General features: G+C 54.5%; 12 protein-coding genes. 2 read left to right on the forward strand and 10 right to left on the reverse strand.

What is annotated here, in order from left to right:
• Window positions 1-119: 119 nt before the first annotated feature.
• The gene (gene gltP, locus ACLHV8_RS01635; RefSeq protein ID WP_014830305.1) at window positions 120-1,433 is read left to right on the forward strand and encodes a glutamate/aspartate:proton symporter GltP; all 1,314 of its coding nucleotides are present in this window, start codon (window positions 120-122) and stop codon (window positions 1,431-1,433) included.
• A 37-nt stretch (window positions 1,434-1,470) separates the two neighbouring features.
• On the opposite strand, the gene ACLHV8_RS01640 is transcribed toward gltP, so the two are convergent.
• From ACLHV8_RS01640 to fdhF, 4 genes are all read right to left on the reverse strand, one after another.
• Window positions 1,471-2,145 carry a tetratricopeptide repeat protein gene (locus ACLHV8_RS01640; protein ID WP_028017916.1) on the reverse strand — a complete coding sequence of 225 codons (675 nt, stop codon included), beginning with the start codon at window positions 2,143-2,145 and terminating at the stop codon, window positions 1,471-1,473.
• A gap of 121 nt (window positions 2,146-2,266) precedes the next feature.
• Window positions 2,267-2,419: a Hok/Gef family protein gene (locus ACLHV8_RS01645; RefSeq protein ID WP_028017915.1), complete on the reverse strand. Its 153-nt coding sequence runs from the start codon at window positions 2,417-2,419 to the stop codon at window positions 2,267-2,269.
• A 99-nt stretch (window positions 2,420-2,518) separates the two neighbouring features.
• Window positions 2,519-3,888 (reverse strand): IS3-like element ISKpn8 family transposase gene (locus ACLHV8_RS01650; RefSeq protein WP_085949440.1). Its coding sequence is split into 2 segments (ribosomal slippage): window positions 2,519-3,408 and window positions 3,408-3,888, totalling 1,371 coding nucleotides; the frame shifts between segments, so codons are not numbered across the junction.
• A 297-nt stretch (window positions 3,889-4,185) separates the two neighbouring features.
• On the reverse strand, window positions 4,186-6,333 hold the full coding sequence (gene fdhF, locus ACLHV8_RS01655; protein WP_208595109.1) for a formate dehydrogenase subunit alpha: 2,148 nt from the start codon (window positions 6,331-6,333) through the stop codon (window positions 4,186-4,188).
• A 256-nt stretch (window positions 6,334-6,589) separates the two neighbouring features.
• Here fdhF and ACLHV8_RS01660 point away from each other — a divergent pair, with 256 nt between their 5' ends.
• Entirely contained in the window at window positions 6,590-7,321 is a 732-nt protein-coding gene (locus ACLHV8_RS01660; protein WP_028017912.1) for a response regulator, read from the forward strand.
• Here the strand turns inward: ACLHV8_RS01660 and ACLHV8_RS01665 are convergent.
• The 6 genes from ACLHV8_RS01665 to ACLHV8_RS01690 are packed head-to-tail and all read right to left on the reverse strand — an operon-like array spanning window position 7,318 to window position 13,413.
• Window positions 7,318-8,322, reverse strand: coding sequence for a carbohydrate kinase family protein (locus ACLHV8_RS01665; RefSeq protein WP_108089417.1), 1,005 nt, complete (start codon window positions 8,320-8,322; stop codon window positions 7,318-7,320). The two genes, ACLHV8_RS01660 and ACLHV8_RS01665, sit on opposite strands and share 4 nt — an antisense overlap.
• The gene (locus ACLHV8_RS01670; protein ID WP_049007724.1) at window positions 8,322-9,182 is read right to left on the reverse strand and encodes a ketose 1,6-bisphosphate aldolase; all 861 of its coding nucleotides are present in this window, start codon (window positions 9,180-9,182) and stop codon (window positions 8,322-8,324) included. The genes ACLHV8_RS01665 and ACLHV8_RS01670 overlap by 1 nt, the downstream gene beginning before the upstream one ends.
• Before the next feature lie 10 nt (window positions 9,183-9,192).
• Window positions 9,193-9,879, reverse strand: coding sequence for a D-lyxose/D-mannose family sugar isomerase (locus ACLHV8_RS01675; protein ID WP_028017909.1), 687 nt, complete (start codon window positions 9,877-9,879; stop codon window positions 9,193-9,195).
• 49 nt (window positions 9,880-9,928) lie between these two features.
• Window positions 9,929-10,870 carry an ABC transporter substrate-binding protein gene (locus ACLHV8_RS01680; RefSeq protein WP_049007723.1) on the reverse strand — a complete coding sequence of 314 codons (942 nt, stop codon included), beginning with the start codon at window positions 10,868-10,870 and terminating at the stop codon, window positions 9,929-9,931.
• Between the two features lie 30 nt (window positions 10,871-10,900).
• The gene (locus tag ACLHV8_RS01685) at window positions 10,901-11,896 is read right to left on the reverse strand and encodes an ABC transporter permease subunit (RefSeq protein WP_208595110.1); all 996 of its coding nucleotides are present in this window, start codon (window positions 11,894-11,896) and stop codon (window positions 10,901-10,903) included.
• Window positions 11,893-13,413: a sugar ABC transporter ATP-binding protein gene (locus tag ACLHV8_RS01690; protein WP_208595111.1), complete on the reverse strand. Its 1,521-nt coding sequence runs from the start codon at window positions 13,411-13,413 to the stop codon at window positions 11,893-11,895. Before ACLHV8_RS01690 ends, ACLHV8_RS01685 begins: the two co-directional genes overlap by 4 nt.
• Window positions 13,414-13,448: the final 35 nt, after the last annotated feature.

A 13,448-nucleotide genomic window follows, 5' to 3' on the forward strand; every position in this document is an offset into this window, starting at 1 on the left:
TCATACGCCGCGTTAAAAAATCCCATAAACCAACGCAACACAATTCATACCCTTTCAGTATGGCTCCATATTCATGCAGTTTGAGTGATCAGGGAGCTTCATTGAGGAAGTCAGTTTCTATGAAAAACGTTAAAGTCAGCCTGGCCTGGCAAATTTTGCTAGCCCTTGTGCTGGGCATCTTGCTGGGCAGTTACCTCCATTATCACAGTGACAGTCGCGAATGGCTGATTGCGAACCTGCTCTCGCCAGCAGGTGATATCTTTATTCATCTGATCAAGATGATTGTGGTACCGATTGTGATTTCGACGCTGGTGGTCGGTATTGCGGGCGTCGGCGATGCGAAACAGTTAGGCCGTATCGGGGCGAAAACCATTATCTATTTCGAAGTGATCACGACGATTGCCATTATCCTGGGCATTACGATGGCGAATGTGTTCCAGCCAGGCTCCGGGATTGATATGTCGCAACTCGCGACGGTGGATATTTCGAAATACCAAAGCACAACTGCTGATGTGCAGAGCCATGCGCATGGCCTGATGGGCACAATCCTGTCGCTGGTTCCGACCAACATCGTGGCGTCTATGGCGAAGGGTGAGATGCTGCCTATCATCTTCTTCTCGGTGCTGTTTGGTCTGGGTCTCTCTTCCCTGCCTGCGACACACCGTGAACCATTGGTGACGGTGTTCCGCTCAATCTCTGAAACCATGTTCAAAGTGACTCACATGGTGATGCGCTATGCGCCGGTTGGGGTGTTTGCACTTATTGCTGTGACCGTAGCGAATTTCGGTTTCGCCTCCCTGTGGCCGCTGGCGAAGCTGGTGATTCTGGTGCACTTCGCCATCCTGTTCTTTGCGCTGGTGGTGCTGGGCATCGTGGCGCGTCTGTGCGGGCTGAGCATCTGGATCCTGATTCGTATCCTGAAAGATGAGCTGATTCTGGCCTACTCCACGGCAAGCTCTGAGAGCGTGCTGCCGCGTATTATTGAGAAGATGGAAGCCTACGGCGCGCCAGCGTCGATCACCAGCTTCGTGGTGCCAACCGGCTACTCCTTTAACCTGGATGGCTCAACGCTGTACCAGAGTATTGCGGCGATCTTCATCGCTCAGCTGTACGGGATTGACCTGTCGCTGTGGCAGGAGATCGTGCTGGTGCTGACCCTGATGGTGACTTCAAAAGGTATCGCAGGCGTACCGGGCGTTTCGTTCGTGGTGTTGCTGGCAACGCTGGGTAGCGTCGGGATCCCGCTGGAAGGCCTGGCATTCATCGCCGGTGTTGACCGTATCCTCGACATGGCGCGTACGGCGCTGAATGTGGTGGGTAACGCCCTGGCGGTGCTGGTGATTGCCAAGTGGGAACACAAATTCGACCGTAAAAAAGCGCTGGCGTATGAACGCGAGGTGCTGGGTCGTTTTGATAAGACGGCTGACCAATAATGTAAAAAGCCGGGTGGCCTGCGCCACCCGGCAATGTTTACTCCCCGCTCAACGCGTCAAACTCTTCGCATCCCGTATCAAACCCTTCAGTACAACTCAGGTTCAACCAGTACAGCGCTTTCTGTTTATTGGGGATGATAAAGCCTTTCTCACCCTGTCTGAACAACATTCCAGCCCAGTACTCGGCGTAGCCCGTACGTGAAAGTGCTGAACTGCGTTTAAACCATGATGCCGCCTGAACATCGTCCTGAGCCACTTCTACACCGTTGGCATAAATCAAACCCAGCAGCAGTTGCGCATCTACCGCCGAGTCATTGTCGATATCTTCGGTTGCCGTTTGCAGCAGTTTGATGGCCTGTGGATAGTCGGTTTTGCCTGCCTGGGTGTTGACCAGCACGCGTGCCAGCATGATCGCACCCCGTTTACTGCCTGCGATGTTCGCCTGCTGCGCCAGCGCTTTAGCCTGCGCGTAATCGCCCTGCGTAAACTGGATTTGTGACAGCAGCGCCATCGCATCAACGTCGCCCCCTTTTGCCGCTTTCTCTGCCCACAGCGCCGCCTGTTTGCTGTCGCCAGAGCTGAAGTACGTATCGGCAAGATAATACTGGGCGCGGGCATCACCCGCTTCAGCTTGCTTTTTATACTGGCTGCCAATCTCATCGGCACGGGCAAGCGACGTAAAAACTAACAACAACAGGAAAATGTGTTTCATGGATTCTTATCATCTTGGTACATGCCGCGCAGTATAATCGCGGTGACAGAAGAAAAAAATGGGTGCATTAAGACCTCAGCATCCGACAAGCCGGGCGGAACCGTCGCTCCGCCCGAAGAGGTTAGCCTGCGTTGCAGGCTAATTTCGCCGCCACCTCCTGATGTTCACTCTTTATTGTGAGTTCGCATAACTTACCGCGATTAATAAAGGTAAATATCACTATCGTCAGGCAAATAATAAAGACAATGCCTAACGCAGTTTTTAATGGCGTCATGCCTTTTACTCCTTGTGAAAACTAGAATAAGAGGCTACTCTCAACCTGTTGGTGTTGAGGGGTAGCCTCGGGTTGTACTGACCCCAAAAAGTTGGACAGTTAAACACGAGGCACATAGGTCTGGGTTCGATATTCAATTGGACTCAGACCTTTTAATTTCAGGCTAATTCTTCTGCTGTTGTAGTAGTCAATATATTCCGTAACAGCATCCTTCAGTTCGCTTATATTACTGAACTCGTCAAGATAAAAACACTCCGACTTTAAGGTTCCAAAGAAACATTCCACGACTGCATTATCCAGACAATTGCCTTTTCTGGACATGCTCTGTGTAATGCCTTGTTCTTTAAGGATGTTTTGATACCTTCTCATACGATACTGCCATCCCTGGTCAGAGTGCAGAATAGGATGCTCGTGAGGCTTAAGCTTTTTGAATGCCTGATCGAGCATATTCTCGACCATGTTCATCACAGGTCTTTCCGACAGGCTGTAAGAAATAACTTCGTTGTTGAAGAGATCTATTACTGGAGACAAATACAGCTTTCGCCCATTGACTGCAAATTCAGTAACGTCGGTAACCCACTTCTCGTTTGGCCGTGTAGCCTTGAAATCCCTTTGGAGAACATTGGGGGCGGTTTGCCCTACCTCTCCTCTGTAGGAGCTGTATCGCTTGACCTTAATCGCTGCCTTAAGCGAGAGGGTTCCCATCAGGCGCTGAACGGCTTTATGGTTAATCCGTTCCCCGTCTCGATGGAGAGACAACGTTACCCTACGGTATCCGTAACGACCTTTATTCTCGTGATAAATCTCACCAATACGCTTTTTAACATCCGCATACTTATCAGGCTTGCTGAGAGCCTTTAGATGGTAATAAAACGTACTGCGCGGTATCTCCGCTGCCTTGAGAAGCTCATCAAGAGGGTAAAACTGCCTTAGCTCGTTGAGTACTTTCACTTTTTCGCGGGATGAGCTAAGGCTTTCAGCTTTTTTAGATACGTAAGCCGCATTTCAAGGAATCGAACTTGTCTTTCAAGATCCTCAATACGTCGGTCTTTCGACAGCTCCAATGCTAACGCCGCTTTTTCTGGATCAACTGACATTGTAATGTTTCTTTTGGTGCCGATCTTGAGTGCGCGTAAACCAGCTTCTCCGTGCTCCTCATAGACTTTCAGCCACTTGGCTACAGAACCACTACCAGCAAGCATAAAGTGAGCAGCAGCCTGATTGAGGGACATCTGCTGCTCGGTCACGGCTTTCACGACCTTAATGCGCAACTCTGGATCAGCACTAACGCCTTTAGGTTTGGGAATTAAACCTTTTTCTCCATGTTTTTCATAGAGGGCAACCCACGTCCTGACCTGGGTTCGAGGCACACCAAAACGTGCAGAGATGATCCTGTAACCATCATCAGTTGTGAAGTAGTGATTCACGACTTCAAGGCGCTTTTCGAAGGGGTATTTTGGCTTTGACATATCAGGGACTATTCCATTTCATCGTCCAACAAAATGGGTGCAGTACAGGTAAATGACGATTTCCCGGGGCTTTCCACTTTCTGTCCCTCAACAATGCTCAAGACAGAAAGTCTTAAGCACCCGCCGCACATCTTATCCCTCTGAATTAAAATGCAAAGATGTAATTCTTGTTTGCGTAAATTACATTATTTCTGCGAGCGGCTTTCCAGAATAATAATTGATATTTCGAATGCTTTAAGCGGAAATAAAAAGGGAGTGAATATCTCACTCCCTTTATTCACTGATGAATTAACAGCTTCAACCCATTGCGCTTTCGCGCAGTCGGGCTTTCAGCTTGTTATATTCGTCGATGACATACTGTTCCGCAGCGTGCTGATCCGCAATTGGCTCCACGTTGACGGCGCAGTATTTATACTCCGGCGTTTTAGTTATCGGGCTTAAGTTCTCCGTCACCAGCTCGTTACAGGCGCCAATCCACCACTGGTAGGTCATATAGACCGCACCTTTGTTAGGACGGTCGCTGACCTGCGCACGAGTAATGATTCGGCCTTTACGAGAGTTCACCCACACCAGCGCTTCATCCTCAATACCGAGACGGTCAGCGTCGGCGGTGTTGATCTGCGCATAGCCTGGTTCATCCGCCAGTGCCGCCAGCGCGGCACAGTTGCCCGTCATGGAACGACAGGAGTAGTGGCCAACTTCACGCACGGTGGAAAGCACCATCGGATACTCATCGGTGAGTTTGTCGATAGGGGCGACCCAGTCACACGTGAAGAATTGTGCCAGTCCGTTCGGGGTGTCGAATTTCTCTTTGAAGAGATACGACGTGCCCTGATCAGCCTCTGACTCATCCCGGCATGGCCACTGGATATACCCCAGTTCACCCATTTTTTCGTAAGTGGCACCAAAGAAATCCGGGCACAGATGACGCAGCTCGTCCCAGATCTCCTGAGTGTTGTTGTAGTGCATTGGGTAGCCCATGCGGGTGGCGATTTCGCTGATGATCTGCCAGTCCGTTTTCAGATCCCACTTCGGCTCTACCGCTTTAAAGAAGCGCTGGAAGCCACGGTCTGCTGCCGTATAGACACCTTCATGCTCACCCCAGGACGTTGACGGTAGAATCACATCCGCCGCTGCCGCGGTTTTGGTCATAAAGATATCCTGGACAATCACCAGCTCCAGGTCCTCAAACCCTTTGCGCACCGCAGACAGCTCGGCGTCGGTCTGGAGCGGATCTTCGCCCATGATGTAGGCCGCACGCACTTCGCCGTGCGCCGCGCGGTGCGGCAGCTCGCTGATGCGATACCCGGTGTGTTCCGGCAGGCTTTCCACGCCCCAGGCCTTCGCGAACTTGGCGCGGTTCTCCGGGAATTTCACGTACTGATAGCCCGGATAGGTATCCGGCAGTGCACCCATATCACACGCGCCCTGCACGTTATTCTGCCCACGCACCGGGTTGACGCCAACGTGCGCCTTACCGAGATTCCCCGTCAGCATGGCGAGGCTGGTCAGAGAACGCACGGTTTCCACCCCCTGGTAGAACTGGGTCACGCCCATGCCCCACAGGATCGCGGCGGTTTTCGCCCCGGCATACATCCGTGCCGCCTGGCGGATCTCCTGCGCGCTGACGCCGGTTATCGCTTCTACCGACTCTGGCGTATAGACTTCGACAATTTTCCGGTACTCGTCAAAGCCTTCCGTACGGGTGGCGACAAACGCCTGGTCGTACAGGTTCTCCTCAATAATGACGTGCCCCATTGCGTTCAACAGCGCGATGTTCGAACCGTTTTTCAATGCAATGTGCATATCGGCAATGCGCGCGGTTTCAATTTTGCGCGGATCGCAGACGATGATCTTCGCCCCATTCTGTTTGGCGCGAATAACATGGTTCGCGACGATAGGGTGAGAATCCGCCGGGTTATAGCCGAAAATAAACACGAGATCGGTATTATCTATCTCGTTGATCGCATTACTCATTGCGCCGTTACCGACCGACTGGTGCAGACCTGCAACCGATGGGCCGTGTCAGACGCGAGCGCAGCAGTCGACGTTATTGGTACCAATAACGGCGCGCGCGAATTTCTGCATTACATAGTTCGTTTCATTTCCCGTCCCACGTGAGGAACCGGTGGTCTGAATGGCATCAGGGCCGTATTTGGCCTTAATGGCACTCAGGCGTGAGGCGACGTAATCCAGCGCCTCATTCCAGGAGACGGATTCCAGCTTGCCACCGCGCTCGCGGCGGATCATAGGGGTTTTCAGGCGCGGGGTGAGGATTTGAGTATCGTTAATAAAATCCCAGCCGTAGTAACCTTTCAGGCACAGCGTGCCCTGATTGGTTTTCCCCTGCGCGGCCTCCGCCCGGACGATTTTGCCGTTATCGACCACCAGGTGAATTTTGCAACCTGAGGCACAATAAGGGCAAACCGTGACGACTTTTTTCATCAGTCTGCTCCAGTTAATCGAATCTTTCGCACCCACTATGCAGCTTCTATGCCATGTTTTTTATATGGGTATACCCAGACTTTACGGCCCATTTGCAGTGAAAACCCTGACGAAAAGCAGCCAATCGTCAAAATTGACGTGTCGACAGGGCAGCGGATGTGACATGGGTTGAATTTTCGTGACTGAAAAAACTATTTGACTGGAGCCGACGGCAGAATGGTTCAGACTTAAAATAATCCCCTGACGGAAGCATGCGATGAAACCGGCGATTCTGGTGGTTGATGACGATATTGCAGTCTGCGAACTGCTTCAGGATGTGCTGAGTGAGCACGTCTTTAGTGTGCTGGTCTGCCATAACGGCCAGGATGCCCTGAACCGTGTTCATCAGGAGCCGAATATTGCCCTGGTTCTGCTGGATATGATGCTGCCGGATATCAACGGTCTGCAGGTTTTGCTGCAGCTGCAAAAGCAGCGTCCGGCGCTACCGGTGGTCATGTTAACCGGGCTGGGCAGTGAGTCAGACGTGGTGGTGGGGCTGGAGATGGGGGCCGACGATTATATTGGCAAGCCGTTTAACCCGCGTGTTGTGGTCGCCCGCGTTAAAGCCGTGCTGCGTCGAACGGGCGTGCTGGCCGCAGACGTTCCCGTGCCGAGTGTAGAGGGGATTACCTTTAACGGCTGGACGCTGGATACCGCGCGCTGTGAACTGAGCGATCCTAACCGTAACACCGTGCCCTTAACGCAGGGCGAGTACGGCTTGCTGCTGGCACTTACGCAAAATGCTCGCCGGGTACTGAGCCGTGATCAATTGCTTGAGTTGACCCACAGCGAAAGCGCCGAGGTCTTTGACCGCACTATTGATGTGTTAATCATGCGCCTGCGACGGAAAATCGAGGCCAATCCGCACCAGCCTGCACTCATTAAAACCATCCGTGGACTGGGCTACGTTTTTGCCACCGACGTCTCTCACAGCGAAAAAGCGGCCTAGGTATTCTCTTTAATAAACAGCTGCAACTCGGCCAGCGTTTTCGCGCCGTCAATCGCATTGGCGGCCAGCAGGCTTGCCCGCGCGCAGGCGTGTGCCAGATAAATACTGTCCGTTAGCGACAACGATTCATGGCAGCCGTATAAAAAGCCCGCACAAAAGGCATCTCCCGCGCCAACGCTGCCGATGATCTGTTCCTGTTCCAGCAACCATGACGGGATCCAGCGGCCTTGCTCACCCGGCGCTTCACCCCATGCGCCTTCCGGGCAGTGGATCACCACGCGCTGACGAACGCCAGATGCCAGCAGTTGAGAAGCGGCCTGGGCAATATGGGTAATGTGCAGTGCATCATGCTCGTCACGCATCTCCAGCCCGCTAAACTCTCCGGCTTCCAGCTCGTTAATCACCAGATAATCGAGATGGCGAAGGGCAGGGAGCACCAGCGGCTGGTAGCGCGGGTCGCCCTTGCGGGACACCAGATCGAGCGACGTTTCATACCCCTGGTCGCGCATTTGCGCCAGCAGCCGCGCGCTACGGGTGCCAAACTCGTCATCCGGCATGTCCAGGCTGTCGAGCAACAGCAAATAACCGAGATGGAAGATCTTCATCGATCCGTCTAAACGATCGAAGGCGGGAAGATCCAGCAGACGGTTTGCCCCTGGCGAGTGGAAAAAGGTGCGCTGTCCGCTGGGATCGGTCATGACCTGCGACATGGAGGTCGGTGCAAAGGTGGTGCGCTGTACGCGCTGACGGTTGACGTGGTACTGGTCGAGCATTGCCAGAATGTAGTCCCCGTCGCTATCTTCACCAATCAGTCCCACGGCCTGCAGCGGCAGGCCAACGTGCATTTTCGCCAGTGTCAGAAGGACGTTGAGCGGCGCGCCGCCGGTGGAACGTTCGCTGTGGGTAATTTCTGCCAGCCAGCCGCGTTCTGGCCACTGCACGATCTGATGGACGTGATCCACCAGCATATTGCCCGCAGCGATAATCCCTTTGCGTTCCATTATGCCTGCCCCGCGCTGCCAAAGATGCGCATCTGTTCTGCGACCGTATCGGAAATCGCCTCTTCTATACTCAGCAACAGTTCGGCAAACTCGTCATAAAGTGGCTGGCGTTTTGCCATACGCTGCTCAACGGCGGACAGAGCCGCTTGCGACATCCCGGTGTAGAAATTGATTTTATGAATGCCCAGTTCGATGGCGCGACGAAAATCGGCATCGCTAATCCCGGAACCTCCATGCAGCACCAGCGGCAGACCCGTCTGCTGGCGAATCGCATCCAGGCGTGGGAAGTCGAGTTTCGGCTCGCCTTTGTATTTGCCATGTGCATTACCAATGGCGACGGCCAGGGCATCAATACCCGTCAGATCGACAAATTCGCGTGCCAGTTGCGGATCAGTAAAAAAGGCTTCATCCGCATGCCCATACAACGCGCCGCCTTCGTCACCGCCAACCGCGCCCAACTCAGCCTCCACCGACACCCCCACCGCGTGGCACATCTTCACGACTTCCCGCGTCTGGCGAATGTTTTCCTCGTAACTCAACGCGGAGCCGTCGAACATCACCGAACTGAACCCTAAACGCAGGGCGCGCACCACTGCCTCGAAGTGCAGACCGTGGTCGAGGTTAAGGACCACGGGAATATCGTGGCGAGCGGCCTCGAACTTAACCGCTTCGACAAGCGAATCCAGCGACACATACTTAAAATGCACTTCGGCGATGTTGATGATAAACGGCGATCGTTCCTGCCTGGCGGCGGCAAACAACGCACGCAGGAAATGGGAGTCGAGTACGTTAAACGCACCCAGTGCGTAGCGGTGCTCTCTGGCGTGCTCAAGACCGTCGGCAAGAGAAATCAATGGCATCATTCACTCCTTAAATTCGAAACAGGCTGTACTCGTTGCACAACACCAGTACCGCCGGTTCGTCTTCTTCAATACTGTTGTAGCGCGCAATGGGCTGCAGAAAATGGTTATCGTGTTCGTCATCGTTCACGGATGACACTTCGCCCACCAGAACGTCGCCAAACCCGCGTTCGCCCCAGAAACTGTGGTACAGACCGGGCGTGAGACAGATGCTTTCCCCTGGTGTGAGGCGCAACTGGCTACCGGGCGCGTGGGTCTGTCGACAGCCGTCGACGGTGACCGTCACATCGGTATTTTCGGTCTCTTCATGCCCTCCGGCATTCCACAACTCTATGATCAGATTTCCGCCGCCCCGGTTGATGATGTCTTCCCGCTTGCGCCAGTGGAAATGCATCGGCGTGACCTGGCCGTCTCGCACGTGCATGATTTTTTCTGCGTAGCATTTTTCATACGGCACCCCGTTGGGGGAGCCATTGCGCAGAGTAAACAGCGTCAGGCCCTGGGCGGCAAAATTGTTGCCACCGAATGCCGTCACGTCCCAGCCGAGCCTGAGGTCGAACACTTCCTGCCATGCGGTCTGGTCAAGCTGCTGCCATTTTGTTGGCGGAAAGCTGGCAAAAGGGGGGAGGTGCACATCGTGCATGGAGAAAAACTGCCGCGTGTGGCCGAGGATTTCGTTGATGTCGGAGCGTTTCATGGGGACTCCTTGAAAACAGTTCCCTCTCCCAATGGGAGAGGGAAAAGGGTTACTTAACCGTCCATCCCTTATAGGTTCCGACATTCTTTTTATCGATCATCGTCACCGGGATCAGCACAGGCGCTTTCGGTGCAGGCTTGCCCTGTAATATGTCATAGCCGATCTCCACCGCTTTTGCCGCCATCACCTGCGGATCTTGCGCTGGGGTCGCCACAAACAGGGAGTTTTCCCGCTTCAGCGCTTCTTCACCGTCCGGGCTACCATCCACGCCAACGATAAAGAACTCGCTGCGTTGTGCCTGTTTGGCTGCCAGATCGGCACCGATCGCGGTGGGATCGTTAATCGCGAACACGCCGTCGATCTTCGGATTGGCGGCCAGTAAGGAGGTCATCACTTCCAGCCCACCCTCACGGCTGCCTTTGGCGTTCTGGTTATCTGAGAGCACCTTGATATCCGGATGTTTTTTGAATTCTGTCTGACAACCTTCCACGCGGTTCTGTACCGCTGACACCGGTGGCCCGTTGATGATCACCACATTGCCTTTACCTTTCAGGCGGTCGGTTATGTACTTACAGGCCATTTCGCCTGCCTGGGTGTTATCGGAGGTGATGGTGGCATCTGCCCCTTCCGCTGCCACGTCAACCGCGACCACCACGATCCCGGCGTCCTTCGCGCGTTTTACCGCCGGGCCGATACCTTTGGAGTCCGCCGCGTTAAGGATGATCATGTCCACTTTGGCGGCAATAAAGTTGTCGATCTGCGCCACCTGCTGACCCAGATCGTAACCGCTGGAGACCAGCGTGACTTTAACGTTATCCCCCGCCAGTTTGCGCGCTTCCAGCTCGGCACCTTTGGTGATCTGCACGAAGAACGGGTTAGCCAGGTCACCCACCGTCACACCGATGGACTTCAAATCTTTCGCCTGCGCAAACGGCGTTGCGGCAAGCAGTGCGCCAGCACAGAGCGCGGTCACTAACGGTTTCAAACGCATCTTTTCTTCCTCGCTTGTAGGGTATTGTTGTTATGCACTTTGATGGTGTCGGGTACGGTATTTGTCGATCAGCACCGCAATGATGATCACCGCCCCTTTGATCACCAGTTGCCAGAAGTAGGAGACGCCCATTAGCGTCATGCCGTTGTTGAGGGTGGCGATGATCAGCGCACCTACCAGCGTGCCGGTGATCGTGCCGATCCCGCCGACAAAGCTGGTACCACCGAGGATCACTGCCGCAATTGCATCCAGCTCATAACCCATGCCCAGATTGCCGTTGGCGCTGTAAAGTCGCGATGCGCTCATTACCCCGCCCAGGCCCGAGAGCAGACCGCTCATGCCGTACACAAACAGCAGTACCATCCAGACCTTAATACCGGTCAGTCGTGCTGCCTGCATGTTGCCGCCGACCGCGTAGATGTGAACCCCAAGCGTGGTGCGGCGCAGGATAAACCAGCACACCGCAATCACTGCCAGGGCGATCACCACCAGCCAGGGAATGGGGCCGAGATAGTTATTACCGATCCACTCAAAATTGATGTTTGAGTTAATGACCGTTGTGCCGTCGGCCAGCAGATAGGCCGCGCCGCGCAGCGCGGTATAGGTCCCGAGCGTGACGATAAAGGGCGGTAACCCGGCAAAGGCCACCAGCGCGCCGTTGAACAGCCCCAGCACCATGCCGAGCATCAGGGCCGCCGGAATAGAGAGCATGGCAAATTCCGGGATAAGCGAGACCACCATCGCCGCTACCGCCGTGGTGCCCAGAATCGAGCCCACGGAGAGGTCAATCCCGCCGGTTAAGATGATGAATGTCATCCCTGCCGCCAGCACGATGTTGATTGAGGCCTGACGGGTAATGTTGAGCAGGTTGCTCTCGGTGAAGAAGTTAGGGGCGATAAAACCAAATACCGCCACAATCAGGATTAAAATCGGCAAAATACCGACCGTTTGCATCAGATCGCTCATCAGCATTTTTTTGGCGGAGGCGGATTTCGCCACCTGCTGCGGATGGGTAGGAGTTGTCATGATTGCACCGCCTGATGATGAGTGTCGTTCACGCCGGTTGCCAGCGTCATAATGTTTTCCTGAGAGATGTCGCGCCCGTGGAGTTCACCCGCAATGCTGCCTTCACGCATGACGTACACCCGGTCACTCATGCCCACCACTTCCGGCAGTTCGCTGGAGATCATCAAAATCGCCACGCCCTTGCGCGCCATCTGGTTCATGATGCGGTAGATCTCGCTTTTCGCGCCGACGTCCACGCCGCGTGTTGGTTCGTCCAGAATCAGAATGCGCGGGCCGATTGCTACCCAGCGGGAGATCAGCAGTTTTTGCTGGTTACCGCCTGATAGCCCACCAGCGCGCACCTGAGAATGGGGCACGCGGATGTTAAGCAGGGCGATGGCGTCATCGGAAATGGACTGTGCTTTTTTGCGGTTAAGCATGCCGAAGGTTGCGTCGCGCTCCAGCGTGGCCATGGTGATGTTCTCCTGCGCCGCCAGCTCCAGGAACAACCCCTGTTCCTTGCGGTTTTCAGTGAGAAAACCGATCCCGTTTTCAATTGCCGCACGCGGGGAGTGGATCACTACCGGCTCGCCATCAACTTCAATCATGCCGCCTGTGGCTTTGCGCGCGCCGAAGATCAGTTGTGCCAGTTCGGAGCGGCCAGCCCCCACCAGGCCCGCCAGACCGACAATCTCCCCTGAACGTACCTGCAGGCTGCAAGGCTGTACTTTTTTACCGTCGGTGAGGTGGTGAACGTTGAGACGCGGGCTGCCGAGTGGAATATCCCGTTCTTTGTTAAACAGATCGCTTAAGGGACGACCGACCATCATCTTCACCAGCTCAGAGGCGTTCAGTTTGTCGCGGGTCAGGCTGCCGACGTACTGCCCGTCACGCAGAACGCTGACGCGGTCGGAGAGTTCGTACACTTCCGCCATCCGATGGCTGATATAGATGATGGCCATTCCTTCATCGCGCAGGCGCAAAATCAGCTCAAACAGGCGATGGGTTTCTCGTGAGGAGAGGGCCGCGGTGGGTTCATCCATCACCAGAATGCGGCTGTTGCGGTGCAGTGCGCGGGCTATTTCCACCTGCTGCTGCTCGGCAATGGTCAGCTTCATCACCAGGTCGGTGGCGTTAAAATGTGCGCCAAGGCGCTCAATCACAGCCTGCGCCTGAGCAGCCATCTCTTTGCGCTGTACCAGCCCGCCCCGCGACAACTCGCTGCCAAGAAAGATGTTTTCGGCGACGGTCAGATTGGGCGCTAGCTGCATCTCCTGATAAATCAGGGTAATGCCTGCGGCCAGCGCATCTTTTGGCCCCTTGATGTGAAACGGCTGACCGTCGATCAGGATCTCACCGCTGGTGGCGGTATAGGCTCCCGCGAGGATCTTCATCAGCGTGCTTTTCCCCGCACCGTTTTCACCCATCAGCGCGTGGATCTCACCGGGGAAGACCGTCAAATCCACACCCTTGAGCGCGCGGAAATTGCCAAACGTCTTGGCAATGTGACGCATCTCTAATACCGGGGTTCTGCTCATGGCGGATCTCCTGTGAATGTCGATATCTGCACTTC

The sequence above is a fragment of the Enterobacter sp. CPE_E863 genome, assembly GCF_046521465.1.
GTDB lineage: Bacteria > Pseudomonadota > Gammaproteobacteria > Enterobacterales > Enterobacteriaceae > Enterobacter > Enterobacter adelaidei.